The sequence below is a fragment of the Actinoplanes sp. NPDC089786 genome, from assembly GCF_040684855.1.
Classification (GTDB): Bacteria; Actinomycetota; Actinomycetes; order Mycobacteriales; family Micromonosporaceae; genus Actinoplanes.
The window spans coordinates 700,086-720,322 of sequence record NZ_JBFBGU010000001.1 but is presented as its reverse complement, the minus strand read 5'-3'; the positions used below and the strand labels follow the sequence as shown (position 1 = coordinate 720,322).

The 20,237-nt window shown below is 70.2% G+C and carries 17 protein-coding genes and 1 pseudogene; 9 read left to right on the top strand and 9 right to left on the bottom strand.

Going from position 1 to position 20,237, the window contains the following annotated elements:
• Positions 1–129 precede the first annotated feature (129 nt).
• Genes pstS through pstB form a run of 4 tightly spaced genes read left to right on the top strand, consistent with a single transcriptional unit; the run spans position 130 to position 4,193 of the window.
• Positions 130–1,224: a phosphate ABC transporter substrate-binding protein PstS gene (gene pstS, locus AB0O15_RS03410; RefSeq protein ID WP_364313414.1), complete on the top strand. Its 1,095-nt coding sequence runs from the start codon at positions 130–132 to the stop codon at positions 1,222–1,224.
• 43 nt (positions 1,225–1,267) lie between these two features.
• Positions 1,268–2,338, top strand: coding sequence for a phosphate ABC transporter permease subunit PstC (gene pstC / locus AB0O15_RS03405; protein WP_364313411.1), 1,071 nt, complete (start codon positions 1,268–1,270; stop codon positions 2,336–2,338).
• Entirely contained in the window at positions 2,335–3,402 is a 1,068-nt protein-coding gene (gene pstA / locus AB0O15_RS03400) for a phosphate ABC transporter permease PstA (RefSeq protein WP_364313408.1), read from the top strand. Before pstC ends, pstA begins: the two co-directional genes overlap by 4 nt.
• Before the next feature lie 14 nt (positions 3,403–3,416).
• Complete coding sequence (gene pstB / locus AB0O15_RS03395; RefSeq protein ID WP_364313405.1) at positions 3,417–4,193, top strand: phosphate ABC transporter ATP-binding protein PstB; 777 nt, start codon at positions 3,417–3,419, stop codon at positions 4,191–4,193.
• 82 nt (positions 4,194–4,275) lie between these two features.
• Here the strand turns inward: pstB and AB0O15_RS03390 are convergent, their stop codons facing one another.
• Positions 4,276–5,088, bottom strand: coding sequence for an NUDIX hydrolase (locus tag AB0O15_RS03390; protein ID WP_364313403.1), 813 nt, complete (start codon positions 5,086–5,088; stop codon positions 4,276–4,278).
• A gap of 47 nt (positions 5,089–5,135) precedes the next feature.
• Here AB0O15_RS03390 and AB0O15_RS03385 point away from each other — a divergent pair, with 47 nt between their 5' ends.
• The gene (locus tag AB0O15_RS03385) at positions 5,136–6,101 is read left to right on the top strand and encodes a Gfo/Idh/MocA family oxidoreductase (RefSeq protein WP_364313401.1); all 966 of its coding nucleotides are present in this window, start codon (positions 5,136–5,138) and stop codon (positions 6,099–6,101) included.
• Here AB0O15_RS03385 and AB0O15_RS03380 read toward each other — a convergent pair.
• The 4 genes from AB0O15_RS03380 to AB0O15_RS03365 all read right to left on the bottom strand — a co-directional run bounded on the left by AB0O15_RS03380 (position 6,095) and on the right by AB0O15_RS03365 (position 9,318).
• Positions 6,095–6,412 (bottom strand): NIPSNAP family protein, encoded by a 318-nt coding sequence (locus AB0O15_RS03380; RefSeq protein ID WP_364313398.1) that lies wholly within the window; start codon positions 6,410–6,412, stop codon positions 6,095–6,097. The genes AB0O15_RS03385 and AB0O15_RS03380 overlap by 7 nt on opposite strands.
• A gap of 182 nt (positions 6,413–6,594) precedes the next feature.
• Entirely contained in the window at positions 6,595–7,602 is a 1,008-nt protein-coding gene (locus AB0O15_RS03375) for an inorganic phosphate transporter (protein ID WP_364313396.1), read from the bottom strand.
• Positions 7,603–8,229: a DUF47 family protein gene (locus AB0O15_RS03370; protein ID WP_364313393.1), complete on the bottom strand. Its 627-nt coding sequence runs from the start codon at positions 8,227–8,229 to the stop codon at positions 7,603–7,605.
• Between the two features lie 108 nt (positions 8,230–8,337).
• Positions 8,338–9,318: a hypothetical protein gene (locus tag AB0O15_RS03365; RefSeq protein WP_364313391.1), complete on the bottom strand. Its 981-nt coding sequence runs from the start codon at positions 9,316–9,318 to the stop codon at positions 8,338–8,340.
• A 94-nt stretch (positions 9,319–9,412) separates the two neighbouring features.
• On the opposite strand from AB0O15_RS03365, the gene sigJ reads away from it, so the two are divergent.
• On the top strand, positions 9,413–10,318 hold the full coding sequence (gene sigJ / locus AB0O15_RS03360; protein ID WP_364313388.1) for an RNA polymerase sigma factor SigJ: 906 nt from the start codon (positions 9,413–9,415) through the stop codon (positions 10,316–10,318).
• Here sigJ and AB0O15_RS03355 read toward each other — a convergent pair.
• The gene (locus AB0O15_RS03355; RefSeq protein WP_364313386.1) at positions 10,301–10,807 is read right to left on the bottom strand and encodes a DUF402 domain-containing protein; all 507 of its coding nucleotides are present in this window, start codon (positions 10,805–10,807) and stop codon (positions 10,301–10,303) included. The genes sigJ and AB0O15_RS03355 overlap by 18 nt on opposite strands.
• Before the next feature lie 146 nt (positions 10,808–10,953).
• On the opposite strand from AB0O15_RS03355, the gene AB0O15_RS03350 reads away from it, so the two are divergent.
• Complete coding sequence (locus AB0O15_RS03350) at positions 10,954–12,972, top strand: ATP-dependent DNA helicase (protein WP_364313384.1); 2,019 nt, start codon at positions 10,954–10,956, stop codon at positions 12,970–12,972.
• A gap of 29 nt (positions 12,973–13,001) precedes the next feature.
• On the opposite strand, the gene AB0O15_RS03345 is transcribed toward AB0O15_RS03350, so the two are convergent.
• Positions 13,002–14,267, bottom strand: a complete 1,266-nt coding sequence (locus tag AB0O15_RS03345) for an AI-2E family transporter (protein WP_364313382.1) — start codon at positions 14,265–14,267, stop codon at positions 13,002–13,004.
• Between the two features lie 161 nt (positions 14,268–14,428).
• Between AB0O15_RS03345 and AB0O15_RS03340 the strand changes: the two genes are divergently transcribed.
• A complete protein-coding gene (locus tag AB0O15_RS03340) occupies positions 14,429–14,725 on the top strand; it encodes a co-chaperone GroES (protein ID WP_364317002.1) in 297 nt (98 codons plus the stop codon).
• A 1,672-nt stretch (positions 14,726–16,397) separates the two neighbouring features.
• Here AB0O15_RS03340 and AB0O15_RS03335 read toward each other — a convergent pair.
• Together AB0O15_RS03335 and AB0O15_RS03330 are read right to left on the bottom strand one after the other, a co-directional pair.
• Positions 16,398–17,918 (bottom strand): annotated as a pseudogene (locus tag AB0O15_RS03335) (PrsW family intramembrane metalloprotease); the annotation flags it as partial.
• A 316-nt stretch (positions 17,919–18,234) separates the two neighbouring features.
• Positions 18,235–19,449 (bottom strand): FUSC family protein, encoded by a 1,215-nt coding sequence (locus tag AB0O15_RS03330; protein ID WP_364313380.1) that lies wholly within the window; start codon positions 19,447–19,449, stop codon positions 18,235–18,237.
• Between the two features lie 16 nt (positions 19,450–19,465).
• On the opposite strand from AB0O15_RS03330, the gene AB0O15_RS03325 reads away from it, so the two are divergent.
• A complete protein-coding gene (locus AB0O15_RS03325; RefSeq protein WP_364313377.1) occupies positions 19,466–20,098 on the top strand; it encodes a metal-dependent phosphohydrolase in 633 nt (210 codons plus the stop codon).
• Positions 20,099–20,237 lie beyond the last annotated feature (139 nt).

Below are 20,237 nucleotides of genomic sequence, written 5' to 3'. Positions count from 1 at the left end.
CGTGCACCCTTAGGCGCAGACCTGTTCACGTCTCGTTCATTTCGGGCCCGGGGCCCAGTCACTTGCTCCTTTTAGCTTTCGGGTGGACCGGTGAGATACCGGCCGTGCAATCCATTCGAAGGGACAACCGTGAAGCTCCAGCGGGTCGGCTACGTGGCCGGCATTGCTTTGACTGCGACCCTCGCGCTCACCGCGTGCGGTTCGGACAACGAGGCCACGCCGTCCGCCGGCGGCGCCTCCGCGGCCAACGCCAACTGCGTGGCCGGCCAGATCACCGCTCAGGGTTCCAGCGCTCAGAAGAACGCGATGGACGAGTGGATCAAGGCATATCAGGGCCAGTGTGCCGACGCCAAGATCGGCTACGAGGGCACCGGCTCCGGCGCGGGCATCCAGGCGTTCATCGCCGGCACCGCCGACTTCGCCGGCTCCGACTCCGCCCTGAAGGAGGAGGAGCAGCCGCAGGCCGACGCCAAGTGCGCCGGTGGCCAGGCCCTCAACCTCCCGATGGTGATCGGCCCGATCGCCGTCGTCTACAACCTGGACGGCGTCGACGGCCTCCAGTTCTCGCCGGAGACCCTGGCCGGCATCTTCGCCGGCAAGGTCACCAAGTGGGACGACGCCAAGATCAAGGCGGACAACCCGTCGGCGAAGCTGCCGTCGACCGCGATCCAGTCGGTCCACCGCTCGGACGAGTCGGGCACGACCGACAACTTCACCAAGTACCTGAGCAAGACCGCCGAGTCCGTGTGGACCTTCGGCAACGCCAAGGCGTGGAAGGCTCCGGGCGGCACCGGCGCGGCCAAGTCGGACGGCGTGGCCACCCAGGTGAAGGGCACCGCGGGCACCATCTCCTACGTCGAGCTCTCGTTCGCCGAGAACAGCGACCTGAAGATGGCCAAGATCAAGAACGGTGCCGGCGAGTACGCCGAGCTCACCGGCGAGAGCGCCGGCAAGACCATCGCGGGCGCCAAGATCGCGGGCACCGGCAACGACCTCAAGCTGTCCATCGACTACGCGACCAAGGAGGCCGGGGCCTACCCGATCGTCCTGGTCACCTACGAGATCACCTGCAGCAAGGGCAGCGCCAAGGCCGCCGCCATCAAGGGCTTCCTGAGCTACACCGCCAGCACCGGTGGCCAGCAGGCCCTCGCCGAGCTGGGCTACGCGCCGCTGCCGGAGACCGTCCGCGCCAAGGTCGAGACCGCCGTCGCCGCGATCGCCTGACCCCGTTCGAACAGCCCCTTCTCACAAATAAGCGAGCGAGCGAATGGGTGACATCCCCTCCCGCTCGGCGACAACACCGGCCGGCGAACCAGGTGTGACAGGACGTCACACCCGGTCCGCCGGCACCGGCGTATCGCCGAACGCCCCCGCTGGACCGTCCCTTGGTGGTGGCGGCGCCCTGCCCCCGAAGAAGCGCTTCGGTATGGAAGCCGTCTTCCGAGGGCTGAGCACCGCGGCCGGCGCGATGCTGCTGGTCATCATCGTGGCCATCGCGATCTTCCTGATCTCCAAGGCGGTGCCGGCCCTGTCGGCCAACACCGAGAGCTTCCTGACCTACAAGGCGTGGTTCCCGAACGATGCAGAACCGAAGTTCGGCATCGCCGCGCTGGCGTTCGGCACCGTCCTGTCCTCGGTCATCGCGCTCATCGTCGCGGTGCCGATCGCGCTGGGCATCGCCCTGTTCCTGTCGCACTACGCGCCGAAGCGGCTGGCCACGCCGCTCGGCTTCATCATCGACCTGCTCGCCGCCGTGCCCAGCGTGGTCTTCGGACTCTGGGGCCGGGACGTGTTCCTGAACCCGGTGCGCGACTTCTCGGTGTGGCTCAACGAATACTTCGGCTGGATCCCGATCTTCGGTGGCGACGGGCCGTTCGGCCGCTCGATCATGCTCGGCAGCCTGGTGCTGGCGATCATGGTGCTGCCGATCGTCACCTCGCTCTCCCGCGAGGTCTTCATGCAGACCCCGGCCATGAACGAGGAGGCCGCGCTCGCCCTGGGCGCGACCAAGTGGGAGATGGTCCGCACCGCGGTGATGCCGTACGGAAAGCCCGGCATCATCGCCGCGATCATGCTCGGCCTGGGCCGGGCCCTCGGCGAGACGATCGCCCTGGCGCTGACCCTCGGCATCGTCTTCAACATCTCCTACAACATCATCGAGAACGGCGGGAACTCGATCGCCGCCAACATCGCCAACACCTTCGGTGAGGCGAACGCCACCGGCCGCGGCGCGCTGATCGCCTCCGGTCTGGTCCTGTTCGCGATCACCCTGGTGGTCAACATGGCGGCGCGGGCGATCATCTACCGCCGTCGCGAGTTCCGGGACAGTGCCGCATGAGCAACGCGAACTACGCCATGACACCGTCCGGCCTGCGCACCAAGCAGTTGCCGGTGGTGGTCAACCTGCTCATCGCCGTGGCGGCCCTGGCCGTCTCCGCGGCCGTCGTCCTCGGCACCGGCTTCGGCGGCTGGGTGCTCGTCGTGGTCGTGGGCGCCATCCTCTACCTGATCGGGCTGTCCGTCGCCGCCACCCGGGTCGAGGGCCGCCGGTCGGCCACCAACCGGGTCTGGCAGACGCTCATCTACACCACCTGTGTGCTGGCCGTGCTGCCGCTCGCCTCGGTGGTCTGGACGCTCGTCTCGAAGGGCGTCAACCGGCTCGACGGCGACTTCTTCGGGTCGTCGATGAACAACATCGGCGCGCGCGACCCGAACGGTGGCGCCTACCACGCCATCATCGGCACGCTGGAGCAGGTCGGGCTGGCCACGCTCATCGCGGTGCCGCTGGGTGTGCTCGGCGCGATCTACCTGGTCGAGTACGGCCGGGGCCGGTTCGCCCTGACCGTCCGCTTCTTCGTGGACGTCATGACCGGCATCCCGTCGATCGTCGCCGGCCTGTTCGTGCTGGCGTTCTGGGTGCTGATCGTCAGCCCCTGGTTCAACGACGGGCAGCCGCGGTTCTCCGGATTCGCGGCATCGCTGGCCCTGACCGTGCTGATGCTGCCGACGATCGTGCGGTCCACGGAGGAGATGCTGCGGCTCGTGCCCGGGCCGCTGCGCGAAGGGTCGTACGCGCTGGGCGTACCCCAGTGGAAGACGATCATGAAGATCGTCCTTCCGACCGCTCTCCCCGGCATCGTGACCGGTGTCATGCTGTCGGTGGCCCGCGCGGCCGGCGAGACCGCGCCGGTGCTGCTCGTCGCCGGTGGCGCCGCGGCGATCAACTTCGACCCGTTCAACGGCAACCAGTCGTCGCTCGCGTTGTACACGTACTCGCAGGCCGGTGACGCGTCCCGCTTCGCGCCCGACCGCGCCTGGACGGCCGCACTGACGCTGGTCGCCATCGTGCTGATCCTGACGATCGCCGCCAAGCTGCTCGCCCGCCGCAACCGGCTTTCCTGACAAGAGGTAACCCCATGGCCAAGCGTATCGAGGCGTCCGGCGTGACGTCCTTCTACGGAAGTTTCAAGGCGATCGACGGCATCTCGATGACGGTCGAGCCGAAGACGATCACCGCCCTGATCGGTCCGTCGGGCTGCGGCAAGTCCACGTTCCTGCGGTCGATCAACCGCATGCACGAGGTGCTGCCGAACGCCCGCATCGAGGGCCGGCTCACCATCGACGACCAGAACATCTACGACCCCGACGTCGACGTGACCGCGGTCCGTCGCATGATCGGCATGGTGTTCCAGCGCCCGAACCCGTTCCCGACGATGTCGATCTACGAGAACGTCGTGGCCGGCCTCAAACTGAACGGCGTCAAGAAGAAGTCGGTGCTCGACGACGCGGTGGAGAACTCGCTCCGCTCGGCGAACCTCTGGGACGAGGTCAAGGACCGCCTCAGCCGGCCCGGCGCCGGGCTCTCGGGTGGTCAGCAGCAGCGTCTCTGCATCGCCCGCACGATCGCCGTCGAGCCGCAGGTCGTCCTCATGGACGAGCCCTGCTCGGCGCTCGACCCGATCTCCACGCTGGCGATCGAGGACCTGATGTTCAAGCTCAAGGACCGCTTCACGATCATCATCGTGACGCACAACATGCAGCAGGCCGCCCGGGTCAGCGACAAGACCGGCTTCTTCTCGATCGACAAGACGGGCGACCCCGGCCGCCTGATCGAGTACGACGACACCCAGAAGATCTTCTCCAACCCGACGGAGAAGAAGACCGAGGACTACATCACCGGCCGCTTCGGCTGAGCTGTCTTCCTGGGCATCGACCCTTCTCAGGGGTCGGCCTCTTCCTAATTAGGGTCGGCCTCTTCCTAGGGTCGGCCTCTTCTCAGGGATCGACCCGCAACACCGCGCCGCCGTCGTCGGTCAGCTCCACCCGGGGCTGCACCGGCACGGCGGCGTTCCGCTTGGTGGCGAAGACCTCGTCCACGCTGCCGAACCCGCTGAGCGAGGCCAGCGTCACCCGCGTAGGCGGCAACATGGCCAGGCCGCCGGTGTCCGCCGGATCGATCCAGGCGGTGCCGTCGCTCTCCCCGGACACGTCCCGAGCCTCCTGACCGGCCGGAAGCGCCGCCACGAAGAACCACGTGTCGAACCGACGCGGCTCGAACTCTGGCGTGACCCACCGGCCCCAGGGATGCAAAAGATCGTCACGCATCCTCAGCCCCCGCCTCGCGAGCAGGTCGGCCATCCGCAACTCCCGCCGCAAGACCGCCACCCTCTCCGCGTCCCACTCCTCCCCCGCGACATCTCCCACGATCTCCCCGCCGCTCGCCGCCGCGCCGCTTCCCGCCTCGTGCTTTCCGGCCAGCAGCACGCCGGCCTCCTCGAACAGCTCCCGCACGGCCGCGCCCACCACGGCCCGGGCCTCGGCGTCGCTCACCCCGAGCAGGTCCGCCCAGTCCTGGCGCACCGTCGCGGGCTGATCGTCCGGGTCCACGCCCCCGCCCGGGAACGCATACACCCCACCGAACGCCATCCCCCTCGCCCGTCGCAGCACATAGGCCTCGAGCCCGACACCGCCCGGGCGCAGCAGAACCACGGTGGCGGCCGGGCGGGTCGGCGCCGGCGGCCCGGTGAACTCGTTCGCCCGCTTCACCATCGCGGGCGGCAGCGGATACCCATCACGAGGTTCTGTCACGGGAGGATCCTCCCACCGGGCCGACGCCGGACGATACGGTGGCGATCATGACGACGCGTTGGGGAGTCTTGAGCACCGGTGGCATCGCCGAGTCGTTCGCCTCGGACCTCAAACTGGTCGACGGCGCCGAACTGGCCGCCGTCGGCTCCCGCTCCCTCGAGACGGCGACGGCGTTCGCCGAGCGCCACGGCTTCGCCCGCGCGCACGGCTCGTGGGCCGACCTGGCCGCCGACCCCGACGTTGACGTGGTCTACGTGGCCACCCCGCACGCACAGCACGAGGCCGCCGCGCTGGAGTGCCTGCGCGCCGGCAAGGCGGTCCTCTGCGAGAAGCCGATGACCCTCGACCTGGCCTCGTCCGCCCTGCTGGTCCAGGAGGCCCGCGGCCACAACGCCTTCCTCATGGAGGCCATGTGGATGCGCTGCAACCCGGTCATCCGCGAGATCGCCGAACTGATCGAACAGGGCCACATCGGCCCGGTCACCGCCATCCACGCCGACTTCGGCCTGCAAGGCCCGTTCGAGCCCACGCACCGCCTGCGCGCCCCGTCGCTCGGCGGCGGCGCCCTGCTCGACCTGGGTGTCTACCCCATCCACTTCGCCCACCTCTTCCTCGGCGCTCCCGCCTCGGTCCAGTCCTGGGCCCGGCTCACCCCCGAAGGCGTGGACGAGACCACCGGCCTCCTCTTCGGCTATGACAGCGGCGCCGTAGCGGCCTTGACCTGCAGCATCAACGGCGCCTCGGCCAACGGCGCGTCGATCACCGGCGAAACCGGCCGCATCGACATCCCGGACGGCTTCTGGGCCCCGCGCGGCTTCACCGTGACCCGTGGCACCGAGGTCGAGCACCGGCAGCGTGACTACGACGGCCTCGGCTACCGCTTCGAGGCGGCCGAGGTGCAGCGCTGCCTGGACGCCGGTCTCAGGGAGAGCCCGCTCGTCCCCATCGCCACGACGCTCGAGGTCATGACCCTGCTGGACATGGTCCGCGAACAGATCGGTGTCTCCTACTGATCGCCTCCCGGTAGCAGAGGGCGCATGAACGTGCGGTCGTAGCGCAACACGCACCCGCTCTCATCCCGGATCCGGTCGGCCTCGACGAACTCGGGATCGTGGCCGAACAGCGCCCGGTAGTTCTCGTAGGCCGCCAGGCTCGGGAAGCTGAACAGCGCCAGCGCCCGGTCACTCGCGCCCTCGGACGGCAGGAAGTAGCCGTGGTGGGTTCCGCCATGCTCATCCACCAGCCGCATCCAGCGCCGCCCGAACTCCTCGAAGTCGGCGACCTTGGCCGGGTCGATCACGTAGTCGACAACGCAGGTGATCATCTCGCGACTCTCTGCCGCAACGTCATAAGCCCGCCTCCTTGAAAGCTTCGATGCCGTTCGACCATAGACCCGCACCGGCTGCCGACGGCAACTGACAAATGTCATCGAAATCCCATGACACTTTGTCACTACCGCCGCCGGCGGCCGCCCTGCGACGATTGTGGCCTCGCAGGCGAAAGCGCCTAGGCGAACAGTGGCTTGACAACTAAATAGAGCAGGCAGGCAATGGTCGCCGCGGCGGGAAAGGTGATGACCCAGCCGAGCACGATGTTGCCGGCGACGTTCCAGCGCACCGCGGAGAGACGCTTGGTGGCTCCCACACCCATGATGGCCGAGGTGATGGTGTGGGTCGTCGAGATCGGCGCGCCCAGCACCAGGGCGTTGAAGTAGAGCACGCCGCTGGCGACCGTCTCCGCCGCGAATCCCTCCGGCGGCCGCAGGTCGATGATCTTGCGGCCCAGCGTGCGGATGATCCGCCACCCGCCCGAATAGGTGCCCGCCGCCAGGACGGCGGCCGAGGCCCAGATCGACCATTCCGGAATGGTCCGGGCGTCCGACTGCCACCCACCCACGTGCAGGGCCAACACCACCACACCGATCGTCTTGGCAGCGTCCTGCATGCCATGCCCGATGGACATGGCGGCCGCGCTGATGGTCTGCGCGTGCCTGAAACCACGATTGAGACGAGCCGGGTGGCCGCCCCGGAAAATCCACAGCACGGCGATCATCGCGGCGAATCCGAGGACGAATCCCACAATCGGCGACAACACCATGGGTAGCAAGATCTTCTCGGTGATGTTCGACCATTGCACTTCGCCGCCGGCGGCGAAGATGGTGGCGCCGACCAGCCCACCGAAAAGGGCGTGCGACGAACTGCTGGGCAGGCCGAAATACCAGGTGACCAGATTCCAGCAAATGGCGCCGAGAACGCCCGCGAAGACCACACCCAGGCTGGGCACGCCCGTGGGCAGATCGACGAGGCCGCTGCCGACGGTCGCGGCGACCTTGGTTCCGATGTGCGCGCCGATGAAGTTACCCACCGCCGCCATGGCCAGTGCGACGCGCGGGGTCAGGGCTCGCGTGCTGACGCTCGTCGCGATCGCGTTGGCGGCGTCGTGGAAACCGTTCGTGTAGTCGAAGGCGAGCGCGACGACGATCACCGCGATGACGGCGATGAGTTCCGCGGACAACTACGACTCCTTGACCGAGATGGTCTCGATGGTGTTGGCCACGTGCTCGAACGCGTCGCAGGCCGCCTCCAGTTCGTCGGCGACCTCCTTCATCTTGAGCACGGTCAGAGCGTCGTACTCACCGCTGAAGAGCCGGACCAGCAGCATCCGATAGGTGCGGTCGCCTTCGTTCTCGAGGCGGTTGATCTCGATCCAGTACTCGTCGAGGCCCTTCATCGCGCGCAGCCGCGGCATCGCGTCCGCGGTGATCTTCGCCTGCTGATCGAGCACGTTGACCATCTCGTGCATCTCCCGCGGCAGCGACGGCAACTCGGTCAGGCCGTAGAGATAGAGCAGGTTGCCGACCGCCTCCAGGTGGTCCATCACGTCGTCGAGCTGAGAGCCCAGCGAATAGATGTCCTCGCGGTCGAACGGGGTGATGAAGGTGGAGTTGATCTTCTTGTAGAGGTCGTGGGTGATCTGGTCGCTGTCGTGCTCCACGTCGGTGATCCGGTCGCTGACCGACTGCACGTCCACCCCAGGCAGAGCAAGTTCGTTGAGCAGCTCGGTGCCGCGGACGAGGTTCTGGGCAGCACGGGTGAACAGCTCGTAGAACGCGCCCTCAGTGGGGCGGAAGGAGAACTTCACGGCGCGGACCTCGATCGACGGGAGTGGAGATTCTTCGGGAACAATAGGTAACGCCCGAGTGGCGCCTTGACCCGGCCCACCCCGGCTCATTTCCCGATCACCCGCAGGTCAGGCTTCGTTCACCTTACGCAACGCCGTCGCGTCGTCCGAGACCACCGCGCGCGGGGCCGGCGCCGATTTCCGGGCCGGCTTGGCGACGAAGGTCCGCACGGCCTCCTGCGGGCGTACCGGGTGCCGCCGCAGGTGGCGGACCAGCCCGACGTGATCGGTGTCGGCGAGCACGTCCACGCCGGCAAGACCGAGTTCACGCCAGACGGCGCGGCGCGCGTTGCGGGCGCCCACGCTCAGACCCGAGATGCGGACGGTGCGGCCGTCCTCGTGCGCCGCGCGCACCATGGCGTGAAGCAAGTGCCTCTCCTCGGCCGAGATCGGTTCACGGCCGTCCCAGCCGAACCGCCGCGACCACGGTTCGCTGATCATCGGCACCAGCGAGGGCGGTGCGGAACGCGAGCCGATGTCGTCGAAGGTGCCGTCGGCAAAGGCGTAGCGCTGACGTTCCGCGATGAGGAGCTCGCGGACGTCCACGATGCCGGCCACGGCCACGGTCACCGCGCCCGGCTCGAGCCGGCCGTCCACACATCGGCTCAGCAGCGAGGCGTGGTCGCGAAGCTGCTGGTCGAGCATCCGGTAGGCGCGAAGCAGCGTCTTCGCGTCCCGGCTGGGCCCGATGAACTCGACGACCAGCCGGAACGGCACCGTCTGGTCGGGGCACAACCGGCCACCACGCGCCTTCGCCCGGGCCAGGAGGGGCCCGAGGACCAGGCGGCGCAGAGTTCGGCCCGGCTGCGGCACGCCGGGGCCGATGAACAGCTCACCGTGCGGGCCGGGCAGCACCGGCACGGTCAGTCCGGCAAGGCCGCTTCTGAGCACGGCGGGTAGCGGATCCACGTCGTTGGTGCCAACCAGGGCATGGCCCGATGGCTGGTACCGCGCGGGTCGGCGCAGGGCGGCAACACCGGCCGACAGAGCGCCGGCGGCGCCGGCCAGGCCGACAGCACCGCCCACCATGGTGGTCACATCGTTCGCCACGGCTTTCTCCGAGATCGGACAAATGGTACGTTCGGTGCTGCCACTGTGACACACAAGGCTCCCGCGAGCGGGCAATGTCGCAGAGAATTACCCCATGTCTCCCGAGGAGGAGTTCGAGCGCGAGCGGCCGCACCTCATCTCCGTGGCCTACCGGATGCTGGGCAGCCGGGCCGAGGCGGAAGACGCGGTGCAGGAGGCGTGGCTCCGTTTCGACAAGGCACGGCGGGTCGGTGCGATCAACGATCTCCGTGGGTGGCTGACGACCGTCGTGGGGCGGCTGAGCCTGGATGTGCTCAAGTCGGCCCGGGTGCGTCGTGAGGCGTACCCCGGGCAGTGGCTCCCCGAGCCGGTCGTGACCCGGCTGGACGACCCCGCCGAGCGCGTCACGCAGCGCAGCGAGGTCGGCCTGGCGCTGCTCGTCGTCCTCGAGAAGCTCACCCCGGAGCAACGCGTCTCGCTGGTGCTGCACGACGCGTTCGCAGTGCCGTACGAGGAGATCGCCGACGTCCTGCACACCTCGGTGACCGCGGCCCGCCAGCACGCCTCACGCGGGCGCCGCGCGGTGGCCGAGGACCACGCCCGGCACAACGCCGACCTTCCGGAGCAGCGGCGGGTGCTCGAGGCCTTCATGGCGGCGGCCAGTTCCGGCGACACCCAGGCGCTCGCCGCCGTGCTGGCGCCGGACGTGGTCTCGATCGGCGACGGTGGCGGCGTCGTCAACGCCGGCACCCGGGCGATCGTCGGCGCCGACAAGGTGGCCCGCTTCTGGATCGGCCTGCTCGGCACCCGGCTGGGCGCGATGACCGGCATGACCATGACCCCGGTGCTCGTCAACGGCGATCTGGGCCTCTTCGCGCACGGCTGGCACCCGGACGGCCGGGAGTTCCGGTCGGTGCTCTCGCTCGCCGTCGAGGACGGCCGCATCACCGCCGTCTACAACCAGCTCAACCCGGCGAAGCTGGGCGACATCGAGAAGCTGGGGCTAGTCGACGACGTCTGACAGCCACTTGCGGTACTGCGTGGCGAACGGCTCGGTGCCGTCGCCCAGGGCGACCAGCAGCTTGCTCGCCGCCGCGAACGCCTCGGTGACCACCTCGTCCGGATAGCCGAACCGCTCCCGGTGGTCGGCGAACTCGTCTTCGTCGCGCAGTTCGACGGCCTGCGTCTCGCGCCTGCGGACCACATCCAGGTCGAGATCCACGATGTGAACCGTGTCACCCTCCCACCGAGCGGGAGTGGTGATGTCGCAATAAACCTCGCTGGTGCGAGGAGGAGGGTTGAACATGCCGGTCCACCACGCCGCGTGCGGAATCAGGAGCACGAACGGAATCTGCTCGACCGACGGCCGTCCGTGGTAGACGGAGGCCGTTCCGCGCGGCACACCGACCCAGATGCCCAGGTCATCCTCACTGAGCTTGCGGGCCGGATAGTCGCGGTGCGCCGAGCCGTCAAACTTCGTATAGACGACCCGGACCGTCTCGCTCGGCATGACAGGCACCCTAACGGTGCGCGGACTTTGTCGGTGGCTGCGGGTACGGTCTCCGACGTGGTCGAGCCATCTCACTCCTGTCCTCCCGGCCCTCAACCGCGGCGTCGCGGTGGGGTGCGGGCAGCTGTCATCCGGGGCGGGCGGTCGTGACGGCCGCGGTGGGCGACAAGGCCCAGGGACGCAAGGCCAAGGCCGCCGATCTGCTCGGGGCGGCGGTCGGCGCCGTGCCCGGTGGCGCCACCCGGCCCGGCCAGCAAGAGATGGCCAACGCCATCGAGCGCGCCGTCCGAGAGAAGGAACATCTGCTCGTCCAAGCCGGCACCGGCACCGGCAAGTCGCTGGCCTACCTCACGCCCTCGCTTCTGGTGGACGGCCCGGTCGTCGTGTCGACAGCAACGCTGGCTCTGCAGAACCAGCTCGTCGAGCACGACCTGCCCCGGCTGGCCGACGCGGTCGAGCCGCTGCTCCGGCGGCGCCCGAAGTTCGCCGTTCTCAAGGGCCGCCATCACTACCTCTGCGTGGCGAAGATGGAACACGCCGACGAGGAGGAGCCGACCGACACGCTGTTCGACACGGCGCCCGCCCAGCGCGCCGGCACCCAGTGGCTGGGCGAGGCGGGCCGGCTCGGCAAACAGATCCAGCGGCTTCAGGCCTGGGCCGAGAAGACGAAGACCGGCGACCGCGACGAGCTCGACCCGGGCGTCGACGACACGGCCTGGCGCCAGGTGTCGATGCCGGCGCGCGACTGCCCAGGCGCGGCGCGCTGCCCGTACGGTCAGGAATGCTTCGCCGAGGCCTCGCGCACCCGGGCCCGCGAGGCGGACATCGTGGTCACCAACCACAGCCTGCTGGCGGTCGACATGCTGGCCGAGCGCAACATCGTGCCGCCACACAAGCTGCTGATCATCGACGAGGCCCACGAACTGGCCGACCGGGTGTCGTCGGCGTCGCAGGCCGAGCTGACCCCCGACGCCATCGAGCGGGCCGCCAAGCGCGCCCGCACGCTGCTCCCACCGGCCGCCGCCGAGGCGCTGGCCGAGGCCGCCGACGCCCTCACCGTCGGCCTGGGCGACGCACCCGCCGGTCGCATCACCACCGGCCTCCCGCCGTTGCTCGCCGAGGCGGTGATCCTGATCGACTCGGCCACCCGTCAGGCCCTGTCCGCGGTCGGTGAGGTCAAGAACGACGACCCCGATCCGGTACGCAAACAGCAGGCGAAGGCGACCCTGGACGAGATCGCCGAGACGTCCCGGCGCCTGCTCGAAGAGTCGGACTTCGACGTGGCGTGGGTCGAGAAGTCCGACCTCGGAAGCGGCCGCCGAGCGCTCGTGGTGGCGCCGCTGTCCGTGGCCGGCACGCTGGCCAGCAAGCTGTACGAGGAACGCACCGTGGTCGCCACCTCGGCCACGCTGACGCTGGGCGGTCGCTTCGACACGGTGGCCCGGTCGCTGGGTCTGCCCGCGCCACGCGCCCCGCAGGAGACGTCCGGCGAGGGCTGGACCTCGCTCGACGTGGGCTCGCCGTTCGACTACCCGAAACAGGGCATCCTCTACGTCGCGTCCCACCTGCCCCGGCCCGCCGCGTCCGGGCTGCCCGACCAGGCCGGTGAGGAACTGCTCGAGCTGGTGCAGGCGCTGGGCGGCGCCACGCTGGGCCTGTTCTCGTCCCGCAAGGCCGCGACACAGGCGGCCGAGCTGGTCCGCTCCCGCACCACGCTGCCGGTCCTGCTGCAGGGCGAAGAGGCGCTGCCGCTGCTGGTCCGCCGGTTCCGCGAGGAGCGGGCGACCTGCCTCTTCGGCGTGATGTCGCTCTGGCAGGGCGTGGACGTTCCCGGCGAGTCCTGCCAGCTCGTGGTCATCGACCGGCTGCCGTTCCCCCGCCCCGACGAGCCGCTGGCGGCGGCCCGGGCGGCGGCGGTGGACGCGACGGGTGGCTCCGGCTTCTCCGCGGTGAGCGTCCCGATCGCCGCGATCCGGCTGGCCCAGGGCGTCGGCCGGCTGATCCGCTCGACCGGTGACAAGGGCGTGGTCGCCGTCCTCGACTCCCGGCTCGAGACCGCCCGTGGCTACGGCGCCTTCCTCCGCCGGTCGCTGCCGCCGTTCTGGTACACGACCCGCCAAGAGGTTGCGATGGGCGCGTTGAAGCGCCTCTCCGGCAAGCCGTAGCCCTGGCCGGTCAGCGCAACCGGCCTTGGTCAGGTCGCTGGTTGCTCGGCGGTGACGACAACGGCGTCGGGAGGGACCTCGGGTATGCGGCGGGCCAGGCGGCGGATGCCGGTGTTGAGCACGGCGATCAGCGGCACGGCGACGAGCGCGCCGATGACACCGGCCACCACCACGCCCGAGGTGATGCCGATGATGATCACCAGCGGGTGAATCGCGACGGCACGCCCCATGATCAGCGGCTGGAGGACGTGGCCCTCGAGTTGCTGCACGGCGATGACGGCGCCGAGCAGGATCAGGGCGATCACCCAGCCCTTGTCCACCAGGGCGACCAGCACGGCCACCGCACCCGAGATGCTGGCGCCGGCGATCGGGATGAAGGCGCCCAGGAAGACCAGGGCGGCCAGCGGGAACGGGAACGGGACGTCGAGGATCACCAGGGCCAGGCCGATGCCGGTGGCGTCGATGAAGGCCACCAGGACCGTGGCCCGCACGTAGGCGCCCAGCGTCGACCAGGAGGCGTCACCGGCGTCGGAGAGCGACCAGCGGGCGTTCACCGGGAAGAGCCGTACCAGGAAGCGCCAGATCTTGCGGCCGTCTCGCAGGAAGAAGAACGTCGTGAACAGCACGAGCAGCGCGCCGGCCAGGATCTCGGCGAGGGTCGCGGCCGTCGAGATGCCGGTCGAGGTCAGCGACGAGGTGTTCGCGTTGACCCACCGCTGCAGCTGGTCGATGGCGTTGTCGACCTGATCGTCGGAGAGGTGCAGCGGACCGGTGCGGGCCCACTCCTGGATCTGGCGGATGCCCGCGCTGGCGTTGTCGGTCAGCTTGGGCAGGCCGTCGACGAACTGGTTGACCACCAGCGTCAGCGTGCCCGCGACGGCGGCCAGCCCGCAGATCAGCACCAGGAACGTCGCCAGTGACCGCGGCAGCTTGAGCTTGAGCAGCCAGCCGACGGCCGGCGCCAGCAGAGCGGACAGCAGCAGCGCGATAGCCAGGGGGATCATGACGATGCGGATGATCCCGACAAATCGCAGCAGCGCCCAGCCGACCACCCCGACCACTATCAGGCGCCACGACCAGGCGGCGGCGATGCGCAGCGCGTGGGGCACCTCGGTGTCGTCACGGCTGCTGGTGGACTGGTTGTCGAGCGGGTCGGGTGGAGGCGGAGGAACAAACTCGACCTCTGGTTCTGCCTCGCGCTCACGGTCACGGTCGGCCCGGGCGATCCGCACGGACTCACGCCCGCTCTGGTAAGCGCGCTGCAGGTTGTCCCGCACACGCTGAAAGCGACTCACCCCGCCAAACCCTCCTCGCGTCATCGCGTAGGGATCACCGTAGTCGCACGGCACGACACATTCCGCGCCGCACGTGGCCGAGTCTTCCCACTCGGCGTGGCGGGCGTACCGTCTCCGTCGTGACTGCCGACACCACTACCGAGACCGGGCTGCCGATCCGGATGTTGCATGACCGTGTCCTCGTCCGCATGGACGGCGGCGAAGGCGAACGCCGCTCCGGCGGCGGCATCGTGATCCCGGCGACCGCGTCGATGGGCCGCCGGCTCTCCTGGGCGACGGCGGTCGGCATCGGCCCGAACGTCCGCTCCATCGTGGTGAACGACCGGGTGCTCTTCGACCCTGACGACCGCTCCGAGGTCGAGCTGCACGGCCGCGAGTACACCCTCCTCCGCGAACGCGACGTCCACGCCGTCGCGGCCACCCGCGTGGAGTCCGACGGCACCGGCCTCTACCTCTGAGAACCAAACCGCTGAGGTACGCCGAACACAAGGCCCCGCCATCGAAGCGACCACCTGCCACTCAAGGCCGTTGCGCCCGCATCCGGGCTGAATGAGGGTGGTCACCCCAGGCACCCGCTCCGCCCTCACGCCCGTGACACCCCCGAACCGGGGCTCGGCGACCGGCTGGCCTCGATAGCCACGTGCCCCTGACCCGGCGCAAGTCCCGCTTGCGCGCCGCGCTTTCCACCTACCAGCAGCGTCGCTGAGCGCGCAGCATTTTCGCCGGGTCAACAGCGTCCTCGTGCCCTCAGCACTCCCGCCCGGGCTAACGGCATTCCTGAGCGTCAGCACTCCCGCCCAGGCCAACAGCGTTCCGGACCATGCACCACTCCCGCCCGGCTGACGACGTCCCTGAGCGCCGAGCGCCTACCGGCCGGCCAGTAGGCGCTCAGAAGCAGGCACCAGGTCAGCTGGAGGACGAGCTGTCCGAGGAAGACGACGAGCCGTCGGACGACGAGGACGAGCCGGAATCGGTGGACGACGAGGAAGAACCCGAGTCCGACGCTGCACCCGAGTCGGACGACCGTGAGTCGTCGCCCGAGGACGACGAGCCCGATCCGGTGTTCGGTGAGTTGTAGTCCGGCCATGGTGAGCCATAGCCGGGCATCCCGGCGGCTGCCGAGGAGTGCGAGTCACCCCAGCCGGTCGAGTGCGGCGGAGCCGAACTCGGCGGCGAGGACCACGGCGTCGATCCCGAAGGCGGCGAGGTGGACCCAGACTGCGGATCGGACGCAGGCTGCGGCGTGGCAGTCGGGTCAGGCGCGGAGTAGGGATACGACGGCGGGGCGTAGGGGGTGTGGCTCGGGGTCGTGTCCGGGCCGCCGAAGGTGGAGGGATTGCCGTAGGACGGGTATGCGGAGGGCTCCGGCGACTGCGGCCGCACCTGCGGCACGGACCCGGATGCCAGGTCCTGCGGGGTGTTGGTTCCACTTACCGGGGCACCCCAGCCCGGCGCCGCCGGTCGCGGCGCAGAGATACCCGGCTGAGAAGTCTGGCCGGCCTGGTTCGGGTAGCCGGGCTGGAACGGTTGGCCCGGCCCGGCCGGATACCCCGGCTGAGGAGGTTGGCCGGGCTGATTCGAATAGCCCTGTTGAGAAGGCTGACCAGGCTGACCCGAATAGCCCTGCTGGGGTGCATATCCCGACTGGGAAGGCTGGCCAGGCTGAGCCGGGTAGCCAGACGGGGAAGGCTGGCCGGACTGGGACGGATAGCCCGACTGAGAAGGCTGGCCAGGCTGGGACGGATAGCCCGGCTGGTAGGGCTGGCCAGGTTGAGAAGAATAGCCCGGCTGAGCGGGCTGGCCGGGCTGAGCGGAATACCCCGCCTGGGCAGAGGGACCGGATACGGGTTGGGACCCTTGGCCTGGCTGGGGCGGGTAGCCGGGCTGTCCGAAGAGATCAGGCCGCGGCGCGTAACCGGGTGCCGCGCCGTATCCGGGATACGCGCCCGAGACAGGCTGTTCGCCAGTGGCAGGCTGAGTGCCCGTCGCAGGCTGAGCACCCGTAGCTGGCTGAGCGTCGCCGTAGCCCGGGGTTGAGCCATAGCCAGGGTTCGCGCCGTAGCTCGGGGTTGAGCCATAACCGGTTGCGGGGCCATAACCGGTTGCGGGGCCATAGCCGGTTGCGGGGCCATAGCCGGGAGTCGAGCCGTAACCCGGGGTCGAGCCGCCGTAACCCGGCGAGCTGCCGCCGTAGCCCGGTGCGCCGCCGTAGCCGGGCGTCGAGCCGCCGTAACCCGGGGCCGCGCCATAGCCGGGCGCGGAGCCATAGCCGGGCGCGGAGCCATAGCCGGGCGCACCGCCATACCCCGGCACCGCCCCGTATCCGCTGCCGCCCGACCAGGCCATTGCCGGCTGCGGGGCCAGGCGTACCGGCACCGGGACGACCGGCTCGATGGGGGCGCTGACCGTGCGGGTCACGCCGTCGGGGAAGGAGATCTGGTAGTCGTGGCCGTTCCAGAAGGCTCGGGGCATCAGCGGGTCGCGGCCGGAGAAGATGGCGCGGTAGCCGCCGATGGCGGTCAGCAGCTCCTGTTCCTCCTCGAGCGCCCGGGCCTGGTCCTCGGGTTTGCGGAGCAGGCCGCGTTCCATGCTGTCGCGGACGATCGCGAGTCTGGTGGCGGCGAACTGGAAGCTGCGCATGGCCTTGCTGCCGGCGGCGCCGGCGACGCGCTGGGCCCAGCGGCGGGCCGAGTGGCGGCGGCCCAGGCTGCTCAGGGAGGCGACCTCGGGTGGGGCGAACCAGCCGGCCTGCACGTAGCGGGGCAGGACACGTTCGCTGAGGCGGCCCTCGTAGCCACGTAGTGCGATCGCGAAACCGACCGTGGCGAAGAAGAACGGGACCATGAAGCCCAGGTAGCCGTACAGCATGATCAGGGGTTGACCGGTGGCCACGGACAGCGTGGGCAGCAGGTTGAAGGTGCCGTGCAGGATCATCGCGAGCAGCAGGCCGGCGATGGGGGCCAGCACGCGGACCCGGCCGTCGCTGGAGCGGGAGGCGAGGCCGAGGCCGATGCCGGTCATCGAGGTGAAGAGCGGGTGCGCGAAGCCGGTGAAGAGGATGCGCACGATGAAGATCAGGAAGACGTTCTGGATGCCGGTGGCCGGACCGTACTGTTCGTTGCCCGCGGCGTAGCCGTGCCCGCCGAGGTAGAGGACGTTCTCCACCATGGCGAAGCCGAGGGCGGAGATTCCGCAGTAGACGATGCCGTCGGTGATGCCGGACCACTCGCCGCGCCGGCGCCAGAACAGCAGGGCGGGGCCGAGGGCCTTCATCGACTCCTCGATGAACGGCGCGATCAGGACGGCGACCAGGGCGTCGGGCAGGCCCAGGACGCCGAAGAGCCAGGCCGCGCCGTTGTTCACCCAGTACGCCGTGAAGGTGGCGACCGCCGCGCCCCAGGCGAAGCAGAAGACCAGGTAGCGGTTCGGCTCCGGCTCGTAGCGGTCGAGCCAGAGGAAACAGCCGACGAGTACGGGCACCGGCAGCATCGCCGCGATCAGGCCGACGACCAGGCCCTGGATGCCGTTGTTGAAGCCGAGGACGAGCAGCATCGCCACCGAGCAGATGGCGATGCCGGTGATCACCAGCGTGAGCGGCAGCCAGCGCCGCCAGCCGGTCTTCCGGCGGGGCATCGCGGGGACGGCCGGCGGCTGGCCCAGAGGCGCCGCCGGCTGCTCGGCGGAGAACGTCCCGGGCTGCTGGGCGGACGACGCCGCGGGCTGCTCGGCGGAGAACGCCCCCGGCTGCTCGGCGGACGACGCCGCGGGCTGCTCGGACTGATATGCGGTCGTGGGCGCCGCCGACTGCGCGTCTTGATGCGCGGCCGCGGGCACGACCGACTGGGAATGCGGGTCGGGCGCGCCGCTCGGCGGGGCTGGTTCGGCCATAGCGCCCAGCGTAGCCATCCGCCCTCGACCCGGCTGGCCCGAGCCAGGACGAACAGGGCGGGAGGGCGGCGGGTGAGGGTCAGGAGGGCTGGTGGCCGGTGGCTTCGGGGCGGGGGCGGGCGGTGCGGTAGCGGCCGGCGCGGCGTTTGGCCTGCCAGCCGACTGCCTTGCGGACCAGGCGGGGCGCCTCGGCGTGGTCGACGCCGGTGGCGCGGAGCAGGTCGGTGGCCGTGGTGCGGATCTGGGCGACCACGACGCCGCCTGAGAAGCCGACGCCCTCCTCGTAGCCGCGGCCGGCCTCGGCGGCGGCCCGCAGCGCGCGCTCGCGGGTGGCGATCGGTTCGACGCCCTTGGCCCACTCCTGGCGGAGCAGGGCGACCGCGTCGCCGAGCGCTCTGATCGACTCGGGGAGCACCTCGGGCATGGTCTCCTGGTCGCCCATCGCGGTGAGCACCCGGCGGGTCAGCACCCGGACGTTCCGCAGGGCGTAGGTGAGGTGCTGGGCGCCGTCGACGTACTGGGCCAGCGCGCCCTTGGACCGCCAGCGGGCGGGGGCGAAGGCGACGTTCTCCCGGGCCGCGGCCACCGCGGCGGTGAATGCGGCGAAGGCGGCCTCGGCCGACCGGAGGCGGGTGAGCGCCTTGTCGACCGCGTCGTCGTCGTGGTCGGCCAGGCCATCGGCGACGCCGTGCAGGCCCTCGGCCAGTTCGGTGAGGGCGGGGTCGGCGGCGCGGCGGACCACGCTCAGCGGGTTCAGGGGAAGCAGCAGCGTCATCACGATCAGGCCGACGCCGCCGCCGACCAGGGCGTCGATGAATCGGGTGTAAGGCAGGCCCGGCCCGGTGGTCAGGGTGGCGACGAGGACGGCGGACGAGGCGGACTGGACGACCAGCGGGGTGCCGCCGCCGACCGCGGTCGCCACCAGGACGGCGCCGAGCACGATCAGGCCGATCTGCCAGGGGCCGCGACCGATCAGGTAGATCAGCGCGTCGCCGACCCCGATGCCGATGGCGACGCCGAGGACCAGCTCGGCGGTGCGGCGGGCGCGCTGGCCCACCGACGAGGCCAGGGTGATCACGGCGGCGATCGGCGCGAAGAACGGTGTCGGCCGATGTAGCACGTCGTGGGCCAGGAACCAGGCCAGCCCGGCGGCCAGGGCGGCCTGGACGGCCAGGAAGAGTCCGCCGCGCACCCGGGTCCACGCGGCCGCCGCGCCATGCCGGGAGCGCCCGGGGATTCCGGCCAGGATCTTCGCCACCCTGCGGTCGGTGGGTTCGTCACCCGCCTCGGTCATGACCCAAACTTAGGCGGTGACGAGTCTTGTGGAGCAATGGCGGGCAGCGGTTCGGGGCGTCGGGGCAACGGCCGGGGACGACGACCTGGGCGCGGCGGGCGAATACCTGCTGTCGCGCTGGGCGGAACCACAGCGGCAATATCACGACGTGTCGCATCTGTCCGCCGTACTCGCGGTGGTGGATCGTCATGCGGCGCTGGCGCCGCATCCGGACCGCGTGCGCGTGGCGGCGTGGCTGCACGATGCGATCTACGACCCGCGGGCGCTGGGTGATGAGAACGAGCGGGACAGCGCCGAGTTCGCCGAGGGGCTGCTGACCACGCTGGGGGCGCCGGCCGAGGTGGCGGCCGAGATCGCGCGCCTGGTCGGCCTGACCGCGGGGCACGCGACCGGCGAGGACGACCCGGACGGCGAGTTGCTGTGCGACGCCGACCTGGCGATCCTGGCCGCCGACGAGGAGCGGTACGCCGAGTACACCGCGGCGATCCGGCGCGAATACGCGCACGTGCCGGACGACGCCTTCAAGGACGGCCGCGCCCAAGTGTTGAAGGCGCTGCTCGAACTGCCGTCGATCTACCGCCACCCGCCGCTGCGCGAGGAGTGGGAGGCGAAGGCCCGCGCCAACCTGGAACGCGAGCTCAACGGCTGACGGCCAGCCGGGCGCAGGAGGAGGGCTCAGCGCAGGCGGAGAAGGGCTCAGCACAAGCGGGGAGAAAGGCTCAGCGCAGGCGGAGAAGGGCTCAGCACAAGCGGGGAGAAGGGCTCAGCGCAGAACGCGAGGCGCAGGG

Bases quoted from the DNA above. Each gene is read 5' to 3' on its own strand.
- pstC (WP_364313411.1), top strand. From the start codon at position 1,268: ATGGGTGACATCCCCTCCCGCTCGGCGACAACACCGGCCGGCGAACCA.
- pstA (WP_364313408.1), top strand. From the start codon at position 2,335: ATGAGCAACGCGAACTACGCCATGACACCGTCCGGCCTGCGCACCAAG.
- pstB (WP_364313405.1), top strand. From the start codon at position 3,417: ATGGCCAAGCGTATCGAGGCGTCCGGCGTGACGTCCTTCTACGGAAGT.
- AB0O15_RS03385 (WP_364313401.1), top strand. From the start codon at position 5,136: ATGACGACGCGTTGGGGAGTCTTGAGCACCGGTGGCATCGCCGAGTCG.
- AB0O15_RS03380 (WP_364313398.1), bottom strand. From the start codon at position 6,412: ATGATCACCTGCGTTGTCGACTACGTGATCGACCCGGCCAAGGTCGCC.
- sigJ (WP_364313388.1), top strand. From the start codon at position 9,413: ATGTCTCCCGAGGAGGAGTTCGAGCGCGAGCGGCCGCACCTCATCTCC.
- AB0O15_RS03355 (WP_364313386.1), bottom strand. From the start codon at position 10,807: ATGCCGAGCGAGACGGTCCGGGTCGTCTATACGAAGTTTGACGGCTCG.
- AB0O15_RS03340 (WP_364317002.1), top strand. From the start codon at position 14,429: ATGTTGCATGACCGTGTCCTCGTCCGCATGGACGGCGGCGAAGGCGAA.
- AB0O15_RS03330 (WP_364313380.1), bottom strand. From the start codon at position 19,449: ATGACCGAGGCGGGTGACGAACCCACCGACCGCAGGGTGGCGAAGATC.